Genomic DNA, 25,304 nt, shown 5'->3' with positions numbered 1-25,304 from the left:
CGTGCCGGAGGCTTCACTTCGGAGCTGTTGCATTGGTGCAGTGATAACGCATCCGCGATGGTCTCGCCCAGCGTATTCTGCACCGGAGCTTGGTTGGAATCTGCGTTTCTGCAGGAAAAACAAACTTACATTCTCACTGTGTTGAACACCCGCGACGAAATTGTCGCCGTGCTGCCGCTCGCGTTGAGCAGGAATCGGCTGGGCGGAACCGTCGGGCGATTTTTGGGCAGTCGCTTTAACCCGGATCCGCTGGGGTTGATCTGCAAAGCGGAGCACCTGACCGCGGCGGCGGCAGCTATCAGACGCTATTTCAAGGAAGAAGTGTCCTGGGACCAGATCCTGATCGACTGGGTCACCCGTGAGGAATGCGTTGCCTGGGAGGCAGGCAGAGTACAGCAGAGCGTTGCTCCCTATCTTCCCTTAAACGAAGGAATTGACGGGCTTGTTGGCGGCTTTAAACGGCAAAAAAAGATACAACCTGAAAGCCGACGTAAAACGGCTGATGGAAGAGCACAACGCGGAATTTGTGTGGTGTGAGACAGTCGGGGAAAAACTGACCTGTTTTGAAGAGTTTTTAATTCTCAATGAAAAAAGAGCCACCGAGCGCGGTATCCAAAGCAGCGTCGCGAGGGACAGTTTCCGGCAACACCACAGACGTGTAATCGAAAATTTACCCAATGCCAGAATCTACTGTTTACGACTCGATGGCGACACAATCGCGGTTGTATACGGATTTTTGTTTGCCGCCCGTTTTTTTTATTACCAGGTGGCCCATGACCCGGCGTATGGGCATTTGAGTCCCGGCAAGGTGTTGTTGTTTCGCGTCATGACCGTCTGCGCAGAGCAGGGGTGTAAAGAGTTCAATTTTCTGCAGGGCAACGAAGCCTACAAAAGTTTCTGGGCGGATCAGTCCCGTCCACTTTTTCAGCTAAAGTTAGAGAAGGACAACTGGAGGGTGTGGCTGCTGCGTCGCTTCAACAGAACAAAAAACTGGCTAAAAACTATCAGGGATCGATCACACCATGGGCATTAAGAGTCGTTTGAGTCGTGTGTACTTCCCCGAAGCCGGTGTCTCGGACCACGCCAAACGCTTGGGTGGTGACCGCGGCTTTATCCTGATGTACCACGAGGTGTTACCTGCTGAAAGTTCGACGGTTCCCGCGTGGACAGTAGTCAGGGCAGAGGAGTTCGAGCAGCAGATGCAGTTGCTGAAACGGCACTTCGACGTAGTAACACTGAATGAAGCCAGAGAGCGGCTGACGGGGACGGAAAAAGCGGAGCGGCCTTTCGTCGTGATTACCTTTGATGATGGCTATTCCGGCAATTTACACACTGTCCTGCCGATCATGCAGGCGTATAACTTGCCGTTTACCGTGTATGTCGCCACCAAGGCCATCAAAGACGGGTCGCTGTATTGGTACGACCAGCTGATTAACCTGATGACCCTTCCGACCGACACCGCCATTCCTCTGCGGGTTCAAAATCGGGAGCGAGTCGTTCGAATCAAATCCCGTGGGCCCGATAACCAGCGCTGGCGACACATGCAAGACCTCCTGGCGTCATTGAAAACACTGGGGGAAAAGGAACGTGATGAAGCCGTGGAGAAGATTTTGTCCGGCCATCGAGAGCTAACCTCCGAATTGCGCATGTTGACGCCCGGAGAACTGCGCGAGCTAGCCGCTGATCCCCTGGTGAGCATTGAATGCCATACTCACGCTCATGAATTACTGGACGAATTGAGCGACGAACGGATCCTGAGCAGCGTGTCGACGGCTAATGAACTGATCGAAGGATGGACCGGGCGTGCTCCCTCCCACTTTGCCTACCCAAATGGAAATACCGACCAACGGGTTGCCAGTTTGATAAGCGCCGCGGGCTTCGAGACCGCCGTAACCACCGTACACCGCCATTGTGCAAAGGGTGATGATTTGCTGGCCCTTCCTAGAATCGGGGTAGGCCGGTTTGACAACCACAATGTGTTCAAAGCGAAACTGGCGGGTTTTTTATGATGCCGGTAAAGCCTCTGCGCATTGCTTATGTGATCGACTACTTATACAGCGTGAATGGTGGCACCGAACGCCAACTTCACCAGTTGATCAAAGGTATGGCGGAACGGGGACACTGCGTGCGGCTTTATGTATACCGGGATACGGAGTTCACACGAAACCTGAAGGAATTTGACTGTCCGGTGGAATGTCTGGGCATCCACACGCTCGGATCGTTAACCACAGTGGCGAAATTGTGGTCGTTCAGGCGCCGGCTTGTCCGCGACAAGGTTGATGTGGTTCACGGTTTTTTCAACGATGTGGCTCTGACGCTCCCGCTCTTTTTTTACAGAAGCGGTCTGCGGGTGTTTACCTCCCGACGGGACATGGGGCTGTGGTATACACCTAAAAACCTCCTGATTCTCCGCGGCTTGTCCCGATTGCGGACCGAGATACTCTGCAACTGCCAGGCAGTCGCTGAGTGGACCAGAGAGAAGGAACAGGTAAGCCCCCAAAACACCCATGTGATATTCAATGGCATTGATCCCTACCAGCCAGATGGCGAATCCACCGGTGCTCCAGTCCAGACACCTGATGTGAAGGGCGGCTTGAGAGTTGTGGTAGTCGCCAACGTACGACCAGTCAAAAGAATTGAAGATCTCATCGCAGCGGCGGCAGAGCTAAAGAACGAGCCGATCAATTATTCAATTATTGGCCACCTGTCAGACAAAAAGTATTACCAAACGCTTGTTCAAACGATCGAAGCCGCGGGGCTAACGGACAGATTTGTATTTTTAGGTCCTGTGGCGGAACCCAGAAAACACCTGCCCCATTACCAGGTTGGCGTGATCTGCTCGGACTCTGAAGGGCTGTCCAACACCTTGTTAGAGTATTTGGACGCGGGGTTAATTGCGGTCGCAACGAATGTTGGCGGCAATCCGGAAATTATAACCAATGGTGTTAACGGTTTTTTATATGATAAAGGGGTTGTGTCAGCTCTGGCATCGATACTGAGCAATATAGGGAACACTCAGGAGAAACACCACGCTATGTTGGTTAATGCAAAAACAACATTTCGATTATTTTCCATGGAAAACATGATACTTGACCACGAAAGAATATACTGCAGTGGGTTAATTCAGCGGGTTGGGGGTGGTTACAATGATCTCGGCAGTATATCAGAAGAAAAAGCAAGTGGGGGTGTTAGGTCTGCTGTTAATAGCCGTCAGAAGGATGAGGTTGTTCAAATATCTGATTATTTATATTTATTATAGGACCCCCATGGCTGGCTTGATTATCCGTGCCCGTGAGTCCGAGAGTATAACGACCACGGTAATAACAGCCGGCGATGAGTTAACGATGTTGAATGAAATTAAAAACAGCCCTGAGGTGTTCGGCAATAGACTCAAAACCGGTGACAAATTTGCGATCGTTGTGTGCGTCGATGGCGTCCCCGCCGGCTATGCGTGGGGTGATCTAGCGGCAGTTCATATAGAAGAGCGATTCGGGTTTCATATACCAGTGAATCCGGACGAAGTGTATTATTTTGATAGCTTTATCAAGCCTGAGTATAGGGGCAAGGGGTTGCTTAATAATTTACTTTGTGCATTTGTCGACTACGCCCAGGACAGGAAACAGCGAAAGCACATCACAGCTATCATAGAAAAGGAAAATAAAAGGTCTGTCGCCGTGCACGAGGCAAAGGGGTATCTAAGGCACAGTTTACATCTGGCCGGAAATTGTGCGAATAAAAAGATACGTTACTGTATCAAAAACTATTGCTGATTCTGGTGGAGAACTCCATTAACATGTTTAACCTTGCTGAGTTTATGTCGAAACATGTTTTTTATAAGGCGTGGGACATAAAAGAAAGATCCCATCGATTGAGCGAATGGAAGCAGCTCGAAGCGCAGCAATGGTGGACAAGAGAGCAATTAGAAAACCTTCAGAACGAGCGTCTCAAGTGTATTCTGACACACGCATACCACAATAGTGATTACTACAAACAGTTATGCGACGACCAGGGTGTTAATCCTGCGCAGGAATTTTCTTTGGACATCTTCAGCAGGATACCTGTAACAACCAAGCTGGACATACGAAATAAAAATACGGCCTTCATTTCAAAAGGAGCCGATAGAGGTCAACTTGTTACAGCTAAAACGGGTGGCTCTACAGGGGTTTCTCTGGAATTACATTTTGACAGGCACTGCCAGCAGAAGCGGAATGCAGCCCAACTGATGGCGGATCGCTGGGCGGGCTGGGATCTTGGTGTTAAAAGAGCCGCGGTCTGGGGAAATCCGGTACACCCGGTAACCATTAAACAGAAAATACGTCATCACCTGATGGACCGCATTATCTACCTGGACACCATGAACCTCAATGATGCCTCCATGGGGGATTTTGTGGATCGATGGCAGGTGGAAAAACCCGGGGTGATCTTCGGTCACGCCCATTCCATCTTTATATTCGCCAGGTATCTGATAAAGGAAGGTATTACAAATATAAGACCACGAGGTGTTATCGCTACGTCCATGATGTTGTTGGATCATGAGCGGGCAATCATTGAACAAGCGTTTGGGCGGAAGGTGACAAACCGTTACGGTTGTGAGGAGGTTGGCCTGATTGCGTCGGAATGTAACGAACACAACGGCATGCACCTTAATCTGCCCCATGTGTATGTCGAATTCCTGGATGCCAACGACCAACCAGTTCAAGAGGGTGAGCCCGGTAAGATAGTCGTAACGGATCTGAATAATTACGCCATGCCGTTGATACGTTATCGGGTAGAGGATGTGGGTGTTTACACCGAGCGAGCCTGCCCATGTGGTAGGGGATTTCCGTTATTAGAACGCCTGGAAGGGCGGTTGGCAGATTTTTTAAAGCTACCCGACGGGGGAGAGGTCGCAGGAATTTCCCTGGTCGAACGCACCCTTACCAATGTGCCAGGAATAGAACAAATGCAATTAATACAAGAGTCCACAAACCTGATTGTGGTTAACAGAGTAAAGGGTCGGGATTATACAACCAATACCGATGACTGTTTGACAGAGAGTTTGCGCGAGGTGTTTGGTGACAGGTTACGTGTAAGTATCAATGAGGTCGAGCATATCCCGCAAGAAAAATCCGGAAAATACAGATTCTCGATATGCAAAATATAAAAGCATTACGTTCACGACTGTCCAGTAAATACGGCGTTGGATCTATGGTAGAGAAGCTGCTCAACAGATACAAAAGTGATGGGCTCAGGGGCGTTTTTTGGGTGAGCTTGAGAAAGCTGTTGGGCGACGTTGTGGTCTTTTATAATATTTACCAGATCGACACTGAAAAGATCACTCGGCCGAACGCTAACTACTTCACTTACACGGTGTGCAACGAATTGCCAGAGCCCAAGGTGTATGGCGATCTGGAACGAACGAAAAAAACCTTCGCAACGCGTTTGCATAAAAACCATATATACGTGCTTGCGAAAGATAACGACGAATCCATAGCGATGTTGTGGGCCCATACAGAACCTGAGCATCGGGAAGATCAATACGGCTTCTTGGTCCCCGTAAAGGATAATCAGGTTTATTATTATGACAGTGTCACCCGAGAACCGTGGCAGAAAAAAGGCGTTCTCAGAGGAATGTTGTATGCTTTAGCTGAATGTAAGGCAAAACAACGGAATATTTCCAAAATTGTCGCTGTAATAGAAACGACAAACTTTATTTCCCAAATGGCGCACGAAAAGATTGGTTTCAAAAAGGTTAAATTGAAAATGCATGTGAGAGTTATGAAAGTATCGAGAAGCATTACCTTAAACGGATTCTTCAGGTAATCGGTAAAGTCAGACAGAGGGCGGTTATGCGATTAAGTTCATTGATCTATAAAATAGCACGTCCTTTAGGTGGCTTACAGCTGGCGCGGGTGTTAACACGATCCCACGTCCGCATTTTCATGTACCACCGGATTAGTGATAACCATATTGATGAGGGGTTGAACGCTGAAAATTTTAAACGTCAGATTCAATTGGTAAAGATGAATTTCAATACAATATCGCTAAGTGATCTGTTATCAGACCGCTCGTCAGCTCAACGTTACACAAATTGTGCGGTGATCACATTTGATGACGGTTATCAGGACTTTTATAAAACCGCGTACCCCATCCTACGGGCAGAGGGGGTGCCCGTTACAATCTTCGTGACGACGGGGTTCATTGATCAAGAACAGTGGTTGTGGCCGGACCAAATCAAGTATTTGTTAGGTAACACCGACGTGAAAAAGTTCAACCTCGACGCGCTCGGTGAACTGTGTATGGCAGAGGGGCGCGATCGCGCCTGGCACAAGATATCGGATCATTGTCTGACGCTGCCGAACAAAGAAAAACTGAAGTTTATAGTGAATTTGGCAAAAAAGCTGGACACACCGTTGCCCAAAACGGCCCCCCCTGAATATGAGGGGCTGACCTGGGGCCACCTGCGGGAAATGAAGGAAACCGGTCTGGATGTACAGAGCCACTCTTACTCCCACCCCATCATGTCCAATTTGGATGATCGTGAGCTGAAGTTCGAGCTGGAAGAACCTATAAAAAGGATTCATGAAGAATTAGGGCATAAACCCAACATCTTCTGTTATCCAAACGGTCAGAAAATCGATTTTAATGACAGAGTGAAAGCGGCGATTAAAATGGCGGGATACGAGTACGCAGTCGCTGCCTTCCCAGGCAGGCATACCTTGAAAGACCTCTATGAGATAAAAAGATACCCAACCAGTGACAATATGGAAGTATTCAATAAGGCACTTTTTGGGCTGACCAGACTGGCCGCCCGGTAATTTGATTTTAGAACAAATGGATTTTTGACAACAGGGTACGGGTGTATGAGCAATCAACCGTTAGTCAGTGTGATCATTGCCACATACAATATGGGTGAGTATGTCGCTGACGCAGTCAGATCGGTATTGGCGCAAACGTGGCAGAATATTGAAGTGATCGTGATCGATGACGGGTCCACCGACGGTACTGCTGCCAGGTTAAGTGAATTTAAGGGCAACAGCAGGGTGCGCGTTGTCGTTACCGCCAATCGGGGCCAGCCCAAAGCAAAAAACCTCGGCATTACCGAGGCCAAAGGTGAATTTTTGGCTTTTTGCGACGCAGATGACGTGTGGTCGCCTGATAAGCTCGAGCTCCAGATGCCCAAATTCAGCGACCCCAAGGTTGGAGTGGTATACAGCGATGTGGCGTTTATGGACGGGCATGACCAACCACTCTTCTATCGGCGTAGCCACACCGCCGGGCATACGGGCTTTATTACCGACCATTTGGTTATCAGAAATTCCATTCCATTTGGTACGGCCGTGATCAGGCGGGAGTGTGTCGAGTGGGACGGTAGCTTTGACGAAAGCCTGCCGATGGGGATCGACTGGGATTTATGGTTGAGGTACTCGATAAACTGGAAGTTCGAATTTTGCCCCGAACAAACCTATACGTATCGAATCTGGCCCGGCCAGATGTCCAAAAACTATCGGGGACGGTATGAAAACGGGTTCCGAATTCTGGATAAATTTCTGAAAAACAACCCCAACCGAATTACACGTACCCTGAAAGCGCGGGCCAGAGCGGACATGTACATCAGCCGGGGCATGGCCATCGCCAGCGCAGAAAAATCCTTTTCAGAACCTTTTTCAGACATCATGAAAGCCATTAAGCATGATGCCTCTTACACTCGGGGATGGAGGAGCCTGGTGAAATTATTGGTGCGGCGAGTATGAGGAATAAAACATTGGTGAAGCTGCGTAACCTAACTGTTAGGGATGTCTTGGGCTGGAATATTTCGCACGGGATTATTAACTATCGACCATCAACGTTCTTTTCTGACCGGAGGTGGCAGTGAGTCCATGGCTCTCAAGGCTGTATCTAGCTTCCCCAGTAATGGTGCAAAATATTCTTGTATCAGTTTATGGCCTCTCCTTGTATATCGAGCGATATGGCCCAGGCACTCAACGCTATGAAAGTTTATTATCCAAAACGCAAAATTATAACACAGATGAAATGGACGCATATCAAGAACGGGAGTTGATCCCTATCCTGCGGCATGCGATCAATACAGTCCCTTTCTACCAAACCTGGGCTGAACAAGAGAAAATCACAGCAAACGACATCAAAGGAATCAGTGATCTGTCACACTTTCCCATCCTTGAAAAGGATGAAATAAGAGATAACCCAGGACAGTTCATCTCCACCCGTTTCAAAAAAAACGTCTCCACTCCTACAGTACTAGTGGTAGTACAGGGACGCCTTTAACCATCTATTGCGAAAAAAGCACCAGAAGGAAACACTATGCATTCTTTTCCAGGTTAAGAGGGTGGTACGGTGTTGGAAAAAGGAGTGGTCGAGTCACTTTTTTGGGCCGGGTGGTCGTTCCAGGATCGCAGAAAAAACCTCCATATTGGAGATACGATATTATTCAAAATAATCTGTTGATGTCTGGTTATCACCTCTCAGATGACAATGTTGGATATTACGTAGATAAAATCGTTGATTTTAAACCTAGAGAAATTTTTGGGCATCCGTCAAGTATAGCCAGAGTTTCTAAATATATTGTTGACAATAATTTATCGATCCTTAAGCCAAACGTTATTATAACAACGGCGGAAACACTGCTCCCTTACCAGAGACAAGTAATTCAAAAGGCATTTAGTTGTCCGGTAGTTGATCAATACGGCTGTACTGAAATGGCGTTTTTTGCCTCACAATGTCCAAATGGCATTATGCACTTTCATCCGGAGCACGCCGTAGTTGAGGTATTGCCAAATGCCGGAAGGAGAAATGGAAAGGAGGGTGAATTAGTCACCACAAGTTTATTAAGTCAGGCTATGCCCCTTATCCGTTACAGAGTCGGCGACAGTGTGAACCTTGGGGATCAGAGCGCTGACTGTCACTCCTCATTCCCCGTTATATCGCACCTAGAAGGGCGTATAGACGATTATATATATACAAAGGACGGAAGGGCTATAAGCAGATTGGCCTCTATTTTCAGTGGTGATAAACATATCAAGTTGGCCCAGTTGACCCAGTCATCAGGTGGAGATGTTCAAATACTAGTGGTTCCGACAACAGAATATAGTAGCGTGTATCGTCAAATGATCTACAATGAGGCGAGAGAAAGACTAGGGTATGATATCGAAATAAAAATAAAAGAAGTATTTGATATACCGCGAGAGGCTAATGGTAAGTTTCGGCCAATTCAAAGCTTTTACAGACCCGAAAATTAAAGGAGCGTCGATTTAACCAGTCTAAACTATGGAAGAGGGCGGTTCCCAGATATCAAAATCTTGGAATATCTATTACCGATCGGCAACGCCACCGATGCATCAGTGTTGAGTACACTTGATTTTCAGACGGTTAACCTAGCTTCTTGATTTTATTGAACACAAAGTCGCATGTTCAACTGATTTACAGCCTTTTAACCAAATACGTTGTTAAGTGACCTGTCTTTTTGTTTCACAAATTACTCTAAAAGACAAGCTATAACAAGGTGGTGAACAATTAGTAATTATCTAGCGTAATCGGTATGAAAATAAAATAATAAAAAAAACAGCGAGTTATGCATATGGATACTATTAAGCACAAATGGTTTGTGTCCTCCGGTCTTGTTTTAAAGCGTCTCGATATGTAAAAATGGCACGATATTAACTCTCAGAGGTGACCTGGCAATGCGTTTTAGAAAGTTGATTATTTTAGTTTTTACGTCATTCATTACACCCATTACCTACGCTTCCCCCGAAATTTCAGTTATTAAAGGTAATCCTCAGAAAGGAACTGTTATTCGCGTATTGGGGAGTGGTTTTGGGAATCCCCGGTTTGATTTTATCCTACGTGACAGTGCTGACGCTTCTTTTCTGATGGAGCGCTTGTCTGCGCCTGTGTTACTTGACCAAAACGAGGTATGGAGTCAAAAATTCAGTAAAGGTGGTTTACAAACTAATTATAGCGGTCGGGACTTAAAAAGAGGGGAAGATGAAGTTGTGTATAGAGGAACTGGATCAACCACGTTAGGTTGGCCGACGGATCTAAAAGGTCGTAGCAATGAAACTTTGTTTGTCTCTTGGTGGTTCAAGCCTTTGAGCGACCCCAATGAGTTTGGTGGTTCGAATAAATTTTTGAGAGTATGGGACGACTCTAACGGAAAACACACCCGAATGGCCTGGACGCAGATGCACGCAGTATATTGGAGGAAGGATATCGATCCTCAAGGCTTTGTAAAATGGGGGAAGTGGCAAGGAGAGGTTGGAACTTGGAATAAGTTTGACGCTTGGTTTAATTCTAATACTAATAAAATGGTAATAAAGGTAAACGGCAAAACAGTTATTGCTGTAGACGATTTTAAAAAATCAAATGTAACAAAAGGATTAACGGTTGGACAAATTGGTTTTGCGGCAAATATTTCCGGACGTTATGACCACATGGTTTTTGGTTTTGATGACATCTACATATCTGAAAGCCAGGCAAGGGTTGAACTATCCAATTCTAGCGAATGGAAAGAAGGAATAGTATCGGAAATTGTTTCACCCAGAAGCTGGAATGATAATGAAATAAGCTTCGAGTACAAAACTGATTATTTATCTGACTCCCAGCCTATATATTTATATGTTATCAACGAAAACGGCCAAGTCAACCAGAAAGGATTTCCCCTTTTATCTAAAGCCCCTGAAAAAATTGCTGTTTTTAAAGTAGAGTAAAGTGTAATAGCGACCCGATAGTTGATTGTTAATGGACGGTAACCTAAGGAGTAACTATAATTCAATTATGTATTGTTATGGGGTAGTGCTGTGACGCATAATAATTTGGAGAGGGCTTACGATAAAGTGAAAAGCTTGGGTGATTTGGCGTTAATGCATATTAATCCAATTTTTCGACGTATTATTCGCTTCTTTGCACTTCCGTATTGTTTTTGGAACGTCAATTGGAAAGAGTGTCGAAGACCTAAGCATTTGGTGATCTACGATTTCTTATATATCCACTTTATATTGAAGTACTATCCCGCTAATTACAGCAGTTGTCGACTTTGGGAAAAACCTAAATCCGATTGGCACTATTATTACGGATCTAACTATGATCCGTATCAAAGAAAAGCTTTAAGAAAGATGTTACAACCGAAAGAATACGAAATAGTTTTTAGAGACAAGTCGATTAATTACTCATTATGCCAGGCAAAAGGCATCGAAACCCCTGAAATCATCAGTATTATCCCGAAGGGACAGGCTTTACTAGAACATGTGTTGGATGTCATGTGTAAGCGAGCATTAACAGATAAACTGATCGTTAAGCCAGTGGACGGTAAAGGTGGCGCGGGTATCATTTACATAGAATTTGATAGCAATAATGAAGTTCTCGCCTTAAAAGGTCAGAGTTCGATAAATATCAGTACAGAAAGTTCCGAAAGTAAATTGATCGTACAAAAGTTCCTAAATCAAGATGATAAACTAAATTTTATTTCTCACTCTGTCAACACTGTTAGAGTTGTCACATTATTATTACCAAACCAGGAGGTACTTATTATTGGGGCATATATAAGGTTTGGAACTGGCAAGAGCAAAATAGACAACTTAAGCCAAGGTGGTATTTGTGTGTGTGTTTTAATTGAGGAAGGTGTGCTCGCAAAGATAGGGTACGACCGTAATGGTACTAAATACACAAATCATCCCACCTCTAATTTTACGTTTAGTGGATACAATGTTCCACAATGGGACGAGGTAATACAGTTGGCAAGAAGGGTGCAGACTGAATTTGATTTTTATAAGTTGTTAGGGATGGATATTGCCATTACCGTCGAAGGCCCGGTAATCGTCGAAATTAATTCAAACTATGACAATGTCGACCTCGAACAGGCATGTGGTCCCATACTTAAGAATAAGAAAGTTCTCGAAGCATTTAGTCAGTATGGATTGTTGATCAACAAGAAACAAAAAGGGTTGGCTGGCGATGGCAAAACTAAATATGGATAAAGAAATATGCTGGATCACTTGGGAAGATCACCGGCGTTCAAAAGAATTGGCTAAGGCATTATGTGCACAGTACTTTTATATCAAATCAACTAACAAGTTCGTTTTAAGACATTTAGTCAACTCAATCAAAACTGTCAAGGTGCTTTATATAAAGCGAAGTTCAATAATTATTGTCCAGAACCCTTCTCGAATTCTTGCATGCCTTGCGGCTTTGCTTAAATTTGTGTTCGGGTACAAGTTGGTTGTAGATCGCCATACTAATTTTCGACTGGGCAAGAGATTTTCTATAAATCCTGCTATTTGGTTTGTTGTAGCTTGTAGTGAAATTAGTATTAAACTTGCAGATTTGACCATAGTTACTAATAATTATCTGAAGGAGCATGTTGAAAAGAAAGGCGGGCGAAGCTTTATTCTTGCAGATAAAATTCCAGAGTTTAATAGTGTTCAATATCCCGGTTATGCCTTTAAAAAGGGCAGAATAAATATTCTCTATATATGTACGTACTCTAACGACGAGCCTTATCGCGAAGTAATTGAATGCGGGCGCCTTCTGGAGAAAGATTGTAAAGTTTTTATTACCGGTAATTACAATAAAGCTGGTCTTGATAAAGATGCTATCCCAGGTAACGTAATTTTAACTGGGTTTGTAAATGATGATGCATACATAAACTTGTTAAATAGTGTGGATATCATTATGGTCTTAACTTCGGCAGAGTGGTGTCTTGTATGTGGTGGGTATGAAGCTATGAGTGTGGGAAAACCACTAATTACCTCTAACACCATAGCGCTTAGAGAGTTTTATGGTACGTCAGTCGTTATTACCGATCACGATCCAGGAGCAATAAAGAAGGCAATAGAATACTCAATAGGTAACTTAGAAATGTTGAGACAAAAGATACAGAGATTAAAGTTGAATAAAGAGAATGAGTGGCAACGATCTCGAAAAAAGTTGATTAGGCTACTGTCGTCAATTTAAGTGGTTAGTCCTTAAGATAGTTAATTGGTGGCTAAGATTTTTTAAATTTAGTCTCGAATAACGAATGAATTACTTGTCAATCTTGTTGTTGAGGTCATTTATCTGTAAAGATTTATTAAATCTCCATGCTGGGATTGTCATTTAATAGGGTTTATACGCACAGTAGCGTGGTCATGACATCGGAGTCTCGCTGCTCATACTGTGCTCATAAAACAGTTCCGGCACTGGAACACCGCTCTCCGCTTTCTTCAGGATTTGGCTGTCGGAAATACGAGATTTTTTCATACAGAATCTTTCTGCGTGCAGCTTACGGAAAATTCTACTTCTTAGCTCCCTGTTTTTCGGGGGATTGCAATGCCACTTGCTATCAAAAAATCTACTATTTGTCCGATCGATGATAGGCTAATAATTTGTCCAAACTATCGTACGCAGATCAAGATTGCGCGGTCTGGCGTCACGAATTATTATGGATTATGCGTTGACTCCTTATAGAAAGCCAAACATAATTTACTGAATGGTTTAAATTAATTTCGAGTATTAGAAGTGCCCACTAAAAATATATCGGTCGGTTTATCGATATAATTGATGCAAAAAAAGGATTTCTGCAGTGATTATTAGCGACATCAGTCAAGACCATTGTAAAAGTGTATTGTTAGTGGTCAGGTGGCCGGTAGGTGGTATCAGGACATTCTTGGAATACTTTATTAAAGCATTTCCTGATGATAATTACCGGTTCTTTGTGGTTGGTCCGGACGTGGGCGGCTTAGAGAGTCTTAAAAGTCAGATAGGGCCTTTAATAGTCGAATGGTTTTTGTTTTCTAGCGAAGGAAACGCGGCCCTCTCTTGTTATAAAACCGTTAGAAGGGCGCTAAATAAACGAAGGATTGACTTAATACACGCACATGGGTTTACATCGGCATTATCAACCTGGATCCCAGGCAAGTTCTCCAAAATACCTATCTTGATGACTTCACATGATATTCTAAAAGATAATCAGTTTCTGGGGATAGCAGGTTTTTTAAAAAAACATCTCTTGACGTTTGTTCTAAATCGATATGATGTTGTTCACTCAGTATCAATAGATGCCCAGAAAAACCTTTACGCAATGCTACCTAATTTAAATGTTAGGCAGCATGTTGTAATTGTTAACGGCGTAAATGCAGAACGTTTTTACAAGGCGGAACCTAGTAATCTAAAATCAGAGTTAAATTTATCTGAAACGGATGTTTTACTGGGATTTTTTGGCAGGTTTATGAACCAGAAAGGTTTCAGGTATTTAGTTGACGCAATCTCTATATTAAAGCATTGTCATGGGTTGGATAATATTCACGTCGCTTGTTTTGGTTCAGGTGCCTTTATTAGAGAAGAAATGGCTGAAGTTGAAAGGCAATGTCTTACAAATAATTTCAATTTTATTCCATTCATTTCTGACGTATCCGGCGCAATGAAGGGGTGTGACGGAGTCGTAATGCCATCGCTCTGGGAGGCATGCGGGTTAGTAGCGATGGAGGCGTTGTGCGCGGGCGTGCCTTTGATTGCTAGTGATTGTATGGGCTTGCGAGAGGTTATTCAAGACACACCTGCAATACGCGTTAAAAAAGAAGATGCGGCAAGTCTAGCAAACGGAATAAAAAAGTGTATAAGTGGAAGTAAACAGGAATTTGTGGATTTTATGCCTATGGCAGTAGAGCGTTTCGATGTAAGGCATACGGCCACTCAAATCCAACAGATGTATGAGCAAGTACTACGATGACTAATGTTACCGCTACAAAATCACAGAGGCCGTTAAACAACCCTTTTCCCCAAAATGCTGCTTTGACGGATAGTCATTTAGCCTTTACCCTTTTCATGATTTATCTTGTCAGTTTCTTTCTGCATCTTCCCGCTCGTTTTCCGCCCCTAGGGGTTATTAGGTTTGATTTGATACTGGTTGGGCTTATAACTTTTTTAATACTATCATCTAAGTTCACCAACATTTTCAGATTGGATGATGCGTCTAAGTACCTGTTAGCTATATTCATATACGCAATAGTTTCCCTTCCACTCGTTCAATGGCCAGGGTCAGTTATTAATACCGGTCTAATCGCATTTATTAAGGGAGCAATTTTTTACTTTTTCACCGTCAACCTGGTAATTGGCGAACGGCGGTTGAAGTTAACAATCATTGTGTTTGTGGTGTGCAACTTAATAAGAGTTATTGAACCACTTATGCTTCATCTCACCACCGGCTATCTTGGATCTAAAACTCACTTGGGTGGGGGAGAGTTTGCGTCTCGGCTCTCCGGAGCTCCATCGGATATCATCAATCCTAATGGATTAGCATTTGTAATTGCGACAGTTATACCCTTTTTACATTACGTCTTTTCACAAATTAATAAAAAAGCATTTTTTTTATATCTGGTATTGATTTCTTTATTAATGTATACCATGGTTTTAACGCTTTCCCGCTCTGGTATTCTTGCGTTGGGCATTATCGCTCTCGGGATTTGGATCAAAAGCAGCCGAAAGTTGTTATTATTGGTATTAGGGGGGCTGGTAGTAATCTTTGTCTTCATGAATCTTAGTGAAATTCAAAAGGACCGTTATTTATCGATAGTTAGTGATGATGCACGACAGTCTGCAAGTGCTACAGGACGCATTCAGGGGTGGTTTGATGATTTTGAAGTTGCAATGAACCGCCCAATTATAGGGCATGGTTTGGGCACTTCAATGGAGGCGAATTGGAATGTCCGTGGTGTCAACCAGGTCTCGCATATTCTATGGGCGGAAATTTGGCAAGAGATCGGGCTAATCGGTTTATTATTTTTTGTTTTATATCTAATGGCTATGATAAAAAATTTTATAGGTGCGGGGAGATTGGCTCGAAGATATCTATCAAAAGATGACTTTGTGTTTAGATGTGTGGAGGCAATGCAAGTCTGGCTGTTAATGAATTTTTTATTTAGCTTTGCAAGTTATGGATTAAAAAGTTATGAATGGTATTTTTTTGGGGGCCTGTCTGTTACTGTTTTATCGTTAGTTAAATTGAAACTTGATGAGAGTGAACAATTAACCAACGCCGAACGCAGCCAGTTTGAAAGATTTCCATTGGCTCGTAAGTTAAGTGAGCGCAACCGGTAGAATAACACTTTAAGTATTCTGTGATTCAACTTAGCTTCAAATAATTTTCTTTGATTAGGGTACATCCCAGGTTGCTGTGTTCGTTATCTGAAATCACTTGTTTTTTTAAGTTATGTGATCAATGACACGGCTTGTGTACTAAGATAGTTTAAAAAAGTAGTCGACCAAATTAATCGAGGTGTAAATGAAGGAAATAATCAGGGAACGCATGTTTAGAAATAATAACAGTCGGAAAGTTTATATGAACTTAGTGGCTCTAAAAGCCAGGTTCGTCAATAACAGATATAGTAAAGCTAGAAGATTTCGGAAGAAATTCATAGAGCATAATAAATATATTCCGAATTTCGAAAACCCGAAAACCTACAATGAAAAAATAAATTATCGAAAACGCTATCCTCTCAACCCTCTTTTTTCCAGGTGTGCTTGTAAAATAGAGGCCAAGGAATATGTTGCTGAATTGATTTCAAAGGATGTCGTCATTGAAAATTTATTTGTGGGGATGTCGATCACTCCTGAAAAATTGAATGAGATTGTAAGGGAGCATGGTAATTGCGTTTTGAAGGCAAATCATAACTCTGGTCGGATTTATATGTTGTCGGATAGAGATGAGTTAAGTCGTTTTTCTGAGGTTTGTTATGAAGTAAGTAAACAGCTACAGGTAGATTTTGGGAAACTTGCCGATGAAGCTTGGTACAGCGATATATCGCCAAGATTGTTAGTTGAAAAGAAACTAACACCTTCTGATGAGGATGGAAGTTTAAGAGATTATAAGTTCCATGTTTTTAAACAGAACGATGGATCGATGAAAGTTTTGTTACATATCGACTTCGGACGGGGAGTTAACCATAGTAGGTCATATTTCGATGAGGATTTAAATTGGCTCCCATTTGCCGTCGAGTTTCCTTCTTTGATTACTAAAATCCAAAAACCTAAAAATTACGACTTTATGTTACAAATTGCAAAAAAACTAGCTGATCCTTTTAGTTATGTTCGGGTGGATCTTTATAATATCGATGGGGAAATATTTTTTGGGGAAATGACGTTCGCGCCAGGTAGCGGAATCTCCAGGTTCAGTACATATATTTACGATTATTGGATGGGTGGTTTGTGGCAGAGAGATCCAAGGTATTAAAATTTGACACGTCTTAGGAATATCAAAAGCGAATTGTTCACAAAAATCAGCGAAATATGTAAAAAGGTTTTCCTAGGGTTCGAATGATAGGGCGTAGACTTTTATAAGTATAGGATCACATAATCTTTTATAGGGTGCGTGAAGTTGTAGTGGGCTGTATTGAGTTGTTAAATGTTAATCAATTTATCCCAGCAGCGTTTTACGAAGTGTTCCATTTTGCTTTTGGAGGTATAAACTGGGCGAAATTTGTATCTTATCAGACTTAGTTTCGGTAACCTGAACCTCATGTCTGCCGAAATAACAGATTTACACGGATTGCAAATACCACACGGCTTGCCCTTGATCGGTCGATGACAAAACCAAGTTTTGTATACGGTTTTCTCGAATCCTAATCGTTTGTACTCCGTTAACATCTCTGTTTTTGTCATATTGAACAGAGGGTTTGGATAATGAAAATTACCAAGTACTTTATATAAATCTGGGTCTGATTTTTCCTCGCTTAGTATGTAGTAAGAAATTGCTCCATCATTAACTAGCGTCATATGGCCGAGTTGTCTTATGCAAGCGAGCACCACACTTGTATCTGATTTTTCGATACCCAGCTCCAGTCCTTCTATGTTTTTCTCTTTAGCAAATCTGGCCAACCAGTCGTATTGTGACCCTAAAGGCGCTGTATTCTGTAATCGATGGTACGCTTGAGTAATTTCATCATCCACCTTGACCTCTGAGCTGATGTAGGTCTTCAAAGGTTTTAAAGTGCATTTGGTTCCCGGGCTTGTTTTAATATCCCTAGTTATGTCAGCAATAGCCCTTAATTCATTTGGTTCGCTTTTCCTGTTGTCTGACAAGTAAAATGGTTGAATCGTGACGTTCAGCTTCGAAAGTTGGACAATTCTAAATGTAGAATCATATCCACCCGTCCATAACACGTTTATAGTTGGCTGTTTAGTGCTCATTTAATTCTCCTATGGCGGAGGTTTCATCTTACAGGATGGTTATTATAAAGCTTTATTCGGTCATGATTTTCATGTTTGATTTCAGATCGATGTGATAAGATCAATGGCTCAGCGTTGACCTTCAATTTGGTTTGCCACTTTAATGTTAAAAGTGTCAAGCTGGCCGACGGCGACTTAATAAACTCGGCCAATTAAATAATAACATATATTTTTTTGGCACGATCGTTTCTAGTAGGGTTCTTTCTTGTTGGCCCACCAGGAAAGGAACACTTATTAAGGAGAAAATGGTATATAAAACAACGCAAAGTATAAATGCAAGTGCGGATTGAACTTCCTGGATCATCACCGTATAAGCCGAGCTCAGCATGGCCCATCCCATAAAAGAAAGTAAAAGAGGGCGTAACCAAGGTTTTATTATATCGTTGAAGGGTAAACTCAACTCTCGACTAATCAGGAAAGGGATGACGATTAGGCGCGTTGGCGTGTACGAAAACAACACGGCGAGAGAAGCACCGACGATCCCTAAGTTGGTCGATGTCGCGAAATAGAGCAATAGTATAGTGAGGATTCCGGTTTCCGCCACGCTGACCAAAGACATAATACGTGGTTTTTGCATTGCTAAAAACGCGCTGTTGATAGGTAATGTGATGAATAGAAACATTTTACCTAACAATAATATAGCGCCCACTTTGTACGCTATTAGATAACTGAAGTCGCTACCCATCCATAGTCTTATTAGAGGGGTACCTAAAGCGAAAAAACCAGCAACAGCGAAACACGCGAGAATAACATTGAGCTTTGTGAATATCATTAACTTGTTAGTGAATCCAGTCATATTTCTTTGGGTAAAGTCCTTCGTAAGTATTGGGGTGTACATACTCACTGCGCGATATAGCAGGCCGAATGTGTACTCGGCCAAGCGCTGACCAACATAAAAAACGGTTAGTAATTGGGGGTTGAAAAAATACCTATTGACCAGACTGGTGCGCGCTCTTGGAGGAGACGAGAGATATCGATAAGAAATGCCCAAGCGCTGAAGCTGTACAGGGCTTTGAGTTGAGAACGGCTAAAAGAACTCAGTTTGATTTTGACTTGGGGTTCCATGTGTGAGGATATAACACGGAATACAATATCTGAGACAAAGGATGAGACCAATCCAATTATTGCAACTGCTATTATTCCTTTCCCAGTAAGTATTGCAATTACGGTTGCAATTGTAGATGCAAGCACAAAAAAGAGTCTCGTTGCCGCCATAAGATCAAATCTTATATGGTACGAAATTATTCCGGCGAAAGACTTAAACGGGAAGCCAATTGCTATCCGTAGCCCAGTTATGATTATCAGGAGCTGAATCAGTCGGTCATTTTCACTATTAGAGGTCACATTGGGCGTTAGTAACGCCAAGGCGCACGTAGCAACTATTATCAAGACTCCTAATCCGCAATATAGAATAAATGCAGTAGAGCAAACCTGTTGCGCTTCAATTTTATCCTTTCGGGTGAGGGCTGCCGCTATAAAACGCGTAACTGCAGAAGCGAATCCTAAGTCGAATAAATAGAATGATGCAGTAATACTTCCAACTAAAACCCATATTCCATAAATATCTTCACCCAAATGGTTGAGCAGAAAGGGTAACATGAAAAAACCGATTGCAATGCTAACAATCGTGTTTAAAGTACGAAAGGCGGAGCCTCTTATCAACCTTTTCAGCAGTGTCATGGGCTTGCATGACCTGCATTGTTACGTGTCGGGTATTGATAGACCGACCTGCTGTAGTTTTCGTTGCTCCAGTGTCGAACGATTTGGGGAACAGAACCTTCCAAAACGGCGTCAAAGACTGCTAGTGCAGCTTGCCGAGAGAATATGCCTGAAATAACTCCCGGCCAATGGTCTACATCCTCTCGGTTGATCACTTGTACAATTCTTACCGGTATTGTGTCGCTTCCAAGTGCGCTGAGTACAGCAGCGCGATGAATTCCGCCAGATACTCGCCAGCACCACTGGTTGTTTTCGGTACGAAGCATAATACCTAGAATATCGCCATCACGACCATCGTGGCGACGATATCCATGTGTTTTGATTGATCTTATTAATCTATAGATTCTGTGGGCTTCTATTTCGAGTTTTTTATTATCGACCGGACCCCAAAAATGCCAACCGTGTTCTATTGAAAGATCAAGTCCAACGTTTTTACTTTCTTCTTTGGCCCAGCTTTCGCGGGCTCTCCGGCACTCATCTGGCGTCCGCGTTGCCCATGGCATGGAGGTCGCTAGTGGTGATTCGTGATGAAGAACTGTTACTAGGTCTTTACTTAAGCCAATCCATTCGGCGGCGGTAGTTGGTTGTACCATGGCATAATATCGCTTGAGAATATTATAGACCTCGTCCACACCTCCGTTATCCTGAGCGCCTGCCCGCGCGGCCAATACAAAAGGGTGCTTCGCGGGGGCGGAAAGAGGCATGCTTTGCGGTCCCCTGCCTCGGGAAACAGGGACATCCACTAAAACGGGCTTTGGTGTGCTGTGGTACAGAAGTAGTGCAGGGTGGTTGCCAAGCGACCGCACGTCAATCGGCGCTGGGTCCTCGCAAGGTACTAGCTGGTACCCCATTCGCGCCAGTGTTTTTTTCAGGAGTATTTTCGTCCACCCGGGAGGGTTTAACAAGATGCGCCGCATGGTAACGCTCCATACTGACATAAGGTCGGAAATGGGAAACTACACGCATTATCGGTGCCTCGCGCGCGTGAGGGTCGAACCAAGGTGTTCAGCGCATTGAAGCCAGCGATGATCCGGCCAGCACTAAAAACAAAATACAGCGTTTCTGATACTGATTTAGCGAGCGCCATCCGTGCCCTCGACAGATTACTTGTATGAGTGAAAGTATAGTATAGCGCCATACTAGCACTGAAAAACCGATTCGACGGCAAAAAACAGGTTGGTTGACCGTATTTTTTTCGTTTGCAATTAATGTGAGTAGAGGTTCGCGAAGATTTCCAAAAACCAAACGGTTTCATGATATTGGTGTATGTTGATTAGATAATTCTGCAGTTATCAGACGTTGAATATGCGGTGGCAGATTATCGAAGGGTTAAGCCAATTATGCCAGGGACGAGCAATCAATGACCATTTTCCAAACCAATGCATGGCAGCAAGCCTGGTGGGCTTACTGGGGCGATACTCAGGGGTTCAGGCGAATCAGTAACCGATCGGGCCTTGCAGGGTTGTATGTCGACCGTTATCGGTTTCGCGGGATTTTGCCCATCCATTGCCTGCAGTTTGTGGGCACCAATTACCGCCGGCTCGCCACCCCGCGTACCGAATACAACCGGCTGACCTCCGGGGCAGCCGGTGCCGAGTGCCTGGCAGAGGTGCGGCGGCGTCTGGGCGCTGGCCGGTGGTCCGAGGCCGTGTTTCGTGACGTGCCGGCGAGTGCCCCGGATCTGCAGGCGTTGCAGGATTACGCAGCTCAGACCCGGTGTATGTTGCGGACCGTTGCGGAAGACACCAGTTACTTTGTAGATACGACGCAGTCGTTTGAAGCCTATCTCAAGAACCTGGGCAGTGGCACCCGTTTGCGTCTGTATAACCGGCGTTCGGTGTTACAGACCCAGGGTGAGATTACCTTTGCAAATGCGTGGCCGGATAAGGTGGATGGCTTTTTTGAGGCACTGAACGGTTTTCATGAATCCCGTTGGGGCGGCCCCTGTTTTGGCACCACCAGTCTGGCGTTTCATCGCACGTTCCTTGACACCATCGGCGAGGAGGGCGGTGAGCCCCGGTTGTCGGTCTTATATTGCAACGACCAAATCGTGTCGGTACTTTATAACGTGCTCTATCGCGGTTGTATTTATAATCTACAGGCAGGCTTTGTCGAGAATTTTCATCGCAAACTGGCGTTGGGCAGTCTGCACCTTGGCTACGACATTGAAGGGGCATTTGCGGACAAAGATATTCACAAATTCGACTTTCTTGCAGGGAGCGGCAAGAATGAAAATTACAAGTCGCGGATCGCCACCGGCCATGAGAAGCTTGTCTCGGTTATGCTGGTCAGACATCCTGTCTTGAAGTTGTTATACGCGCTTAAAGACTGACGGACGCCAATCAGGTAAGTGATCATAATGAACATGGAGCGTTTCATCACCAGAACAACGTTGCGGTTATTCGTCCCTCTTGGCTTGCTGGCTGTGTTGATGGTGGCCGTCTGGCCCACCCTGGACGGGCTGGTGCAGCGATGGTTGAAGTTTGACGAAGCCTATTCCCACGGGCTGTTGATACTGGCGGTGTGCCTTTACCTGACGGTGTCCAAGTGGCGCCAGTTGCGCCCCGCGTTGGGGTTCAATGCAGGTTGGGTGCTGGCCTTCCTGGCCGCCGCAGTGCTGTATTTTACCGGGACGGTATTGCTGATCGAGGCCTTTCAGCAAGTCGCCCTCGTGCCCTTGCTCCTTGCCGGGCTGCTGGTAATCTGGGGCTGGCGCCAGACCTTGCCGTTTTTCATACCGATCGGTTTGTTGGTGTTTGCCCTGCCATTTTGGGACTATCTGTCCTGGCCACTTCAGATCATCACCGTCACCATCAACCAGTTCTGGTTGTCTTTCCTGAACATCGAGTTTTTCGTTGAGGGCGTGTTTGTCTATTTCCCGGGGGTAGGTGCGTTTGAGATCGCCCACGGATGTTCAGGGTTGAGGTACTTTTTAGTGGGGTTAACCCTGGCGGTGCTCTATGGGGAGCTGAACCTGCACCGTCTGCGCAACCGTATCATTCTGGCCCTTGTAGCGGTTGCTCTGGCGTTGTTTGCGAACTGGATCCGCGTATTTGTCATTATTTATGTGGGTTACGAGTCCAACATGACTTCATCCCTGATTCCCGAGCATGACTATTTTGGCTGGTGGGTTTTCGCGGCCACGTTGGTGCCCTTGTTTTTCTTCGCCCGCTGGCTGGAGAACAAAGACCGGCCAGTGTCCGCACCACCGTCTGTTCACGAAACTTCCTCCACCGCTGCTGCGGTGGGCGCCATGGTGACCTTGACCGTGGGTACGGTGCTGGCTGCTGCTTCGTGGAGCAGCTATGCAAACTCATCCATGAGCGTGGCGGTAAAGAATCGGCCCCATGATATTGCGGTCGTGGATACAGCGGAATGGCTCCCTTTGTTCCGCAAACATCTGGCCGGCTGGCAGCCGGGCATCCGCAAGCCTGACCGGGCATTGGCGGAGTCCTTTGCGTTGAGAGCCTCCATTGACGCGGACGGGGAGCGTCCGCCAGAGGAATTATTTGTCGGTCTGTACAGCTATGACTTTCAGCGGCCGGGGGGAGAAGTGGTGCAGTATGGCAACCGGTTGTACGACTCACGGGAGTTGTTGCTGCAGCAAACGATCATTCTGCCCACCGGGGACGGGGATACTCTGGCGGGATTGACCCTTAAGCAACGGGGCGGCGACGAGAACCTGTACCTCGTGTACGGCTATTACGTGGAAGGACGTTGGGAAACCAACGAATTGCAGGCGAAGTTCGCTCAATTGCACGGCATTTTCAATGCCCGCTCGGACGCCTCTGTACTGGTTGTTGGCTTGCGCTGTGAGGACTGTAACGGTCAGGCTGCGCTGGCGACTTATGCGCCGGCCATTAAAAAGTCGGTGGAAATTTATCTGGACCGACTTTATGCACACCCTGAACCCTTATTGGCTCACTGAATTCTTTTCGATACAACGTCCGACGGAGGACTGGCACGGCCTTCTCGATCGAACACCGTCACGGTGAAGTACCAGATCCCCGGTGACAGGTTGCGCACGACGTAGGAGGTTTCAGTGCCGCTTACTGTGACGGTGTTGTTCATGCTACGCCGGTCCTGGCCGTAGTGAATCTTGTAATGCTCTATCTCTCTCACCGAGATGGCCGTGCCGTCCAGCCGGTGTTCCGGTCTTGCCCACGACAGTGACGCTGAGCCCGTATTGGCCGGGTTCTCCGAACCGTCCGGAGGTGCCGGCCTGCTCTCTGGGTCTGACGGGATGTCAGGAGCGCTGGTGGCATCATTGCTGTTGGTGCCCGCCAGATACTCTTCCAGGCTGGAATAACCATCCCCGTCCATATCCCGGGCAGCATCCGAACGGTCGAGTGGATTGAGGTCCACGGCAACTTCGACACCGTCAGGTATGCGGTCGCCATCGGTGTCCGGGTTGTTTTCATGGGTACCGATGAAAAACTCGTCGGCCGCCGACAGCAGGTCCCCGTCGGGATCTGTGCGGGCATCGTATAGATCCGCGGGGTCGAGTCCGTGGAGCGTTTCCCAGGTGTCGTACAGGCCGTCCCGGTCCTGATCGAGGGGTGGATACGAAGCGTCAAACGGAAAATCTTCGCTGCCATCCACAAAGCCGATGCGATAGCCCTGAGCGTAGGCTGCCCGGTCGAGATCCTGACGAGAGTATGTGGCGTTAAACGGGAAGCCTTCGCTGCCGTCCACAAAGCCGGCGTTGTAGCCGATGGGATATGCTTCAGGGGTGAGTTCACTGGTGGAATCGCCTGACACCGCCGGTGACCAGCTTGCTATCGCGCTGCGTCCTACCACCGTTCGTGCATAACCGGCACCTTCCCAGGCAACGCTGAAGTGGCTCATGCCGGTGCTTTCTTTATGACGCACCTCAAAGTAATAGCGGTTGTTGGCGTCGAGGCTCTGGTAAGGCGAGGTTTGGGAGCTGTACTTGTCGTATTGATAGGGCTCGGTGAAGCCTGGGGCAGTGGCAATCAGTGTGACGTCTGCCGGTTGAGCCGAGGGGCTGAGCCAAAGTTCCACCTGGTCGTCACCACTCACGTAGAAACGGTAGCGACCGGTGGCGGGCGGCTGTATGAACCCCCGTGCCAGGGCCCCGTAATGGTCGAGTTGAGTGTCGCGCGTCTCCAGAGATGTCAGGACCACAATGCGACTGGGGTTGTCGGGGAATCTCGCGCTGCGGGTCAGGTTACTGACGGAAGAGCCCGCAATGTTGTCAAAAAAACGCAACTCGACCGTGCCGGGCTCACTGACGGTCGGCACCACCGCCGAGGGGGGTAGGGTGTTCGGATCGAATGCTCCAAAACTTTGGCAGCCGCTGATGATGATAAGCGCGCCGGAGAGGCTGAACGTTTTACCCAATAATCCAAGCTTCATAAAACTCCATTGTC

The 25,304-nt window shown here is 45.6% G+C and carries 24 protein-coding genes; 19 read left to right on the top strand and 5 right to left on the bottom strand.

Going from position 1 to position 25,304, the window contains the following annotated elements:
• Positions 1-93 precede the first annotated feature (93 nt).
• The 17 genes from BG841_RS16760 to BG841_RS15775 all read left to right on the top strand — a co-directional run bounded on the left by BG841_RS16760 (position 94) and on the right by BG841_RS15775 (position 17,197).
• Positions 94-537 (top strand): hypothetical protein, encoded by a 444-nt coding sequence (locus BG841_RS16760; RefSeq protein WP_070058529.1) that lies wholly within the window; start codon positions 94-96, stop codon positions 535-537.
• Positions 443-1,033, top strand: coding sequence for a GNAT family N-acetyltransferase (locus BG841_RS15840; protein ID WP_074454388.1), 591 nt, complete (start codon positions 443-445; stop codon positions 1,031-1,033). Before BG841_RS16760 ends, BG841_RS15840 begins: the two co-directional genes overlap by 95 nt.
• Positions 1,023-2,009 (top strand): polysaccharide deacetylase family protein, encoded by a 987-nt coding sequence (locus BG841_RS15835; RefSeq protein ID WP_070058527.1) that lies wholly within the window; start codon positions 1,023-1,025, stop codon positions 2,007-2,009. Before BG841_RS15840 ends, BG841_RS15835 begins: the two co-directional genes overlap by 11 nt.
• Positions 2,006-3,259 carry a glycosyltransferase gene (locus tag BG841_RS15830; protein WP_070058526.1) on the top strand — a complete coding sequence of 418 codons (1,254 nt, stop codon included), beginning with the start codon at positions 2,006-2,008 and terminating at the stop codon, positions 3,257-3,259. Before BG841_RS15835 ends, BG841_RS15830 begins: the two co-directional genes overlap by 4 nt.
• A 7-nt stretch (positions 3,260-3,266) precedes the next feature.
• Positions 3,267-3,770: a GNAT family N-acetyltransferase gene (locus BG841_RS15825; protein WP_070058525.1), complete on the top strand. Its 504-nt coding sequence runs from the start codon at positions 3,267-3,269 to the stop codon at positions 3,768-3,770.
• Positions 3,771-3,793: 23 nt separating this feature from the next.
• A complete protein-coding gene (locus tag BG841_RS15820) occupies positions 3,794-5,143 on the top strand; it encodes a phenylacetate--CoA ligase family protein (RefSeq protein WP_070058882.1) in 1,350 nt (449 codons plus the stop codon).
• A 44-nt stretch (positions 5,144-5,187) separates the two neighbouring features.
• Positions 5,188-5,802 carry a GNAT family N-acetyltransferase gene (locus BG841_RS15815; protein ID WP_070058524.1) on the top strand — a complete coding sequence of 205 codons (615 nt, stop codon included), beginning with the start codon at positions 5,188-5,190 and terminating at the stop codon, positions 5,800-5,802.
• A 26-nt stretch (positions 5,803-5,828) separates the two neighbouring features.
• On the top strand, positions 5,829-6,797 hold the full coding sequence (locus BG841_RS15810) for a polysaccharide deacetylase family protein (protein WP_083260293.1): 969 nt from the start codon (positions 5,829-5,831) through the stop codon (positions 6,795-6,797).
• Positions 6,798-6,842: 45 nt separating this feature from the next.
• A complete protein-coding gene (locus BG841_RS15805) occupies positions 6,843-7,733 on the top strand; it encodes a glycosyltransferase family 2 protein (protein ID WP_070058522.1) in 891 nt (296 codons plus the stop codon).
• A gap of 118 nt (positions 7,734-7,851) precedes the next feature.
• Positions 7,852-8,265, top strand: a complete 414-nt coding sequence (locus BG841_RS16985; protein ID WP_141737122.1) for a hypothetical protein — start codon at positions 7,852-7,854, stop codon at positions 8,263-8,265.
• A 101-nt stretch (positions 8,266-8,366) separates the two neighbouring features.
• Positions 8,367-9,236 carry a phenylacetate--CoA ligase family protein gene (locus BG841_RS16980; RefSeq protein ID WP_141737121.1) on the top strand — a complete coding sequence of 290 codons (870 nt, stop codon included), beginning with the start codon at positions 8,367-8,369 and terminating at the stop codon, positions 9,234-9,236.
• A 441-nt stretch (positions 9,237-9,677) separates the two neighbouring features.
• Positions 9,678-10,703 carry a hypothetical protein gene (locus BG841_RS16975; RefSeq protein WP_141737120.1) on the top strand — a complete coding sequence of 342 codons (1,026 nt, stop codon included), beginning with the start codon at positions 9,678-9,680 and terminating at the stop codon, positions 10,701-10,703.
• Positions 10,704-10,793: 90 nt separating this feature from the next.
• The gene (locus BG841_RS15790) at positions 10,794-11,969 is read left to right on the top strand and encodes a sugar-transfer associated ATP-grasp domain-containing protein (RefSeq protein ID WP_141737119.1); all 1,176 of its coding nucleotides are present in this window, start codon (positions 10,794-10,796) and stop codon (positions 11,967-11,969) included.
• Positions 11,947-12,945: a glycosyltransferase gene (locus BG841_RS16665; RefSeq protein ID WP_083260291.1), complete on the top strand. Its 999-nt coding sequence runs from the start codon at positions 11,947-11,949 to the stop codon at positions 12,943-12,945. The genes BG841_RS15790 and BG841_RS16665 overlap by 23 nt, the downstream gene beginning before the upstream one ends.
• A 607-nt stretch (positions 12,946-13,552) precedes the next feature.
• The gene (locus BG841_RS16660) at positions 13,553-14,698 is read left to right on the top strand and encodes a glycosyltransferase family 4 protein (protein ID WP_074454385.1); all 1,146 of its coding nucleotides are present in this window, start codon (positions 13,553-13,555) and stop codon (positions 14,696-14,698) included.
• The gene (locus BG841_RS15780) at positions 14,695-16,065 is read left to right on the top strand and encodes an O-antigen ligase family protein (RefSeq protein ID WP_083260290.1); all 1,371 of its coding nucleotides are present in this window, start codon (positions 14,695-14,697) and stop codon (positions 16,063-16,065) included. Before BG841_RS16660 ends, BG841_RS15780 begins: the two co-directional genes overlap by 4 nt.
• A gap of 241 nt (positions 16,066-16,306) precedes the next feature.
• Positions 16,307-17,197: an ATP-grasp fold amidoligase family protein gene (locus BG841_RS15775; protein ID WP_070058881.1), complete on the top strand. Its 891-nt coding sequence runs from the start codon at positions 16,307-16,309 to the stop codon at positions 17,195-17,197.
• Between the two features lie 167 nt (positions 17,198-17,364).
• On the opposite strand, the gene BG841_RS16655 is transcribed toward BG841_RS15775, so the two are convergent.
• From BG841_RS16655 to BG841_RS16970, 4 genes are all read right to left on the bottom strand, one after another.
• Entirely contained in the window at positions 17,365-18,153 is a 789-nt protein-coding gene (locus BG841_RS16655; RefSeq protein ID WP_074454384.1) for a 7-cyano-7-deazaguanine synthase, read from the bottom strand.
• 154 nt (positions 18,154-18,307) lie between these two features.
• A complete protein-coding gene (locus BG841_RS15770; RefSeq protein WP_141737118.1) occupies positions 18,308-18,877 on the bottom strand; it encodes a hypothetical protein in 570 nt (189 codons plus the stop codon).
• A 218-nt stretch (positions 18,878-19,095) separates the two neighbouring features.
• A complete protein-coding gene (locus BG841_RS16650; RefSeq protein WP_074454383.1) occupies positions 19,096-19,872 on the bottom strand; it encodes a lipopolysaccharide biosynthesis protein in 777 nt (258 codons plus the stop codon).
• The gene (locus tag BG841_RS16970) at positions 19,869-20,543 is read right to left on the bottom strand and encodes a hypothetical protein (protein ID WP_141737117.1); all 675 of its coding nucleotides are present in this window, start codon (positions 20,541-20,543) and stop codon (positions 19,869-19,871) included. Before BG841_RS16970 ends, BG841_RS16650 begins: the two co-directional genes overlap by 4 nt.
• A 728-nt stretch (positions 20,544-21,271) precedes the next feature.
• On the opposite strand from BG841_RS16970, the gene BG841_RS15765 reads away from it, so the two are divergent.
• Both BG841_RS15765 and xrt read left to right on the top strand, forming a co-directional pair.
• Positions 21,272-22,243, top strand: a complete 972-nt coding sequence (locus BG841_RS15765; RefSeq protein ID WP_070058515.1) for a GNAT family N-acetyltransferase — start codon at positions 21,272-21,274, stop codon at positions 22,241-22,243.
• A gap of 27 nt (positions 22,244-22,270) precedes the next feature.
• Positions 22,271-23,839: an exosortase gene (xrt, locus tag BG841_RS15760; RefSeq protein ID WP_070058514.1), complete on the top strand. Its 1,569-nt coding sequence runs from the start codon at positions 22,271-22,273 to the stop codon at positions 23,837-23,839.
• On the opposite strand, the gene BG841_RS15755 is transcribed toward xrt, so the two are convergent.
• Positions 23,833-25,290, bottom strand: a complete 1,458-nt coding sequence (locus BG841_RS15755) for a PA14 domain-containing protein (protein WP_070058513.1) — start codon at positions 25,288-25,290, stop codon at positions 23,833-23,835. The genes xrt and BG841_RS15755 overlap by 7 nt on opposite strands.
• Positions 25,291-25,304 lie beyond the last annotated feature (14 nt).

Source organism: Marinobacter sp. X15-166B (assembly GCF_001752365.1).
Taxonomy (GTDB): Bacteria; Pseudomonadota; Gammaproteobacteria; order Pseudomonadales; family Oleiphilaceae; genus Marinobacter.
This window is presented reverse-complemented; position numbering and strand designations above follow the sequence as displayed.

Bases quoted from the DNA above. Each gene is read 5' to 3' on its own strand.
- BG841_RS15825 (WP_070058525.1), top strand. From the start codon at position 3,267: ATGGCTGGCTTGATTATCCGTGCCCGTGAGTCCGAGAGTATAACGACC.
- BG841_RS16665 (WP_083260291.1), top strand. From the start codon at position 11,947: ATGGCAAAACTAAATATGGATAAAGAAATATGCTGGATCACTTGGGAA.
- BG841_RS15775 (WP_070058881.1), top strand. From the start codon at position 16,307: ATGAACTTAGTGGCTCTAAAAGCCAGGTTCGTCAATAACAGATATAGT.
- xrt (WP_070058514.1), top strand. From the start codon at position 22,271: ATGAACATGGAGCGTTTCATCACCAGAACAACGTTGCGGTTATTCGTC.
- BG841_RS15835 (WP_070058527.1), top strand. From the start codon at position 1,023: ATGGGCATTAAGAGTCGTTTGAGTCGTGTGTACTTCCCCGAAGCCGGT.
- BG841_RS15815 (WP_070058524.1), top strand. From the start codon at position 5,188: ATGGTAGAGAAGCTGCTCAACAGATACAAAAGTGATGGGCTCAGGGGC.
- BG841_RS15780 (WP_083260290.1), top strand. From the start codon at position 14,695: ATGACTAATGTTACCGCTACAAAATCACAGAGGCCGTTAAACAACCCT.
- BG841_RS15820 (WP_070058882.1), top strand. From the start codon at position 3,794: ATGTTTAACCTTGCTGAGTTTATGTCGAAACATGTTTTTTATAAGGCG.
- BG841_RS15765 (WP_070058515.1), top strand. From the start codon at position 21,272: ATGACCATTTTCCAAACCAATGCATGGCAGCAAGCCTGGTGGGCTTAC.
- BG841_RS15805 (WP_070058522.1), top strand. From the start codon at position 6,843: ATGAGCAATCAACCGTTAGTCAGTGTGATCATTGCCACATACAATATG.
- BG841_RS15770 (WP_141737118.1), bottom strand. From the start codon at position 18,877: ATGGGTAGCGACTTCAGTTATCTAATAGCGTACAAAGTGGGCGCTATA.
- BG841_RS16655 (WP_074454384.1), bottom strand. From the start codon at position 18,153: ATGAGCACTAAACAGCCAACTATAAACGTGTTATGGACGGGTGGATAT.
- BG841_RS15810 (WP_083260293.1), top strand. From the start codon at position 5,829: ATGCGATTAAGTTCATTGATCTATAAAATAGCACGTCCTTTAGGTGGC.
- BG841_RS15755 (WP_070058513.1), bottom strand. From the start codon at position 25,290: ATGAAGCTTGGATTATTGGGTAAAACGTTCAGCCTCTCCGGCGCGCTT.
- BG841_RS16975 (WP_141737120.1), top strand. From the start codon at position 9,678: ATGCGTTTTAGAAAGTTGATTATTTTAGTTTTTACGTCATTCATTACA.
- BG841_RS15830 (WP_070058526.1), top strand. From the start codon at position 2,006: ATGATGCCGGTAAAGCCTCTGCGCATTGCTTATGTGATCGACTACTTA.
- BG841_RS16650 (WP_074454383.1), bottom strand. From the start codon at position 19,872: ATGACACTGCTGAAAAGGTTGATAAGAGGCTCCGCCTTTCGTACTTTA.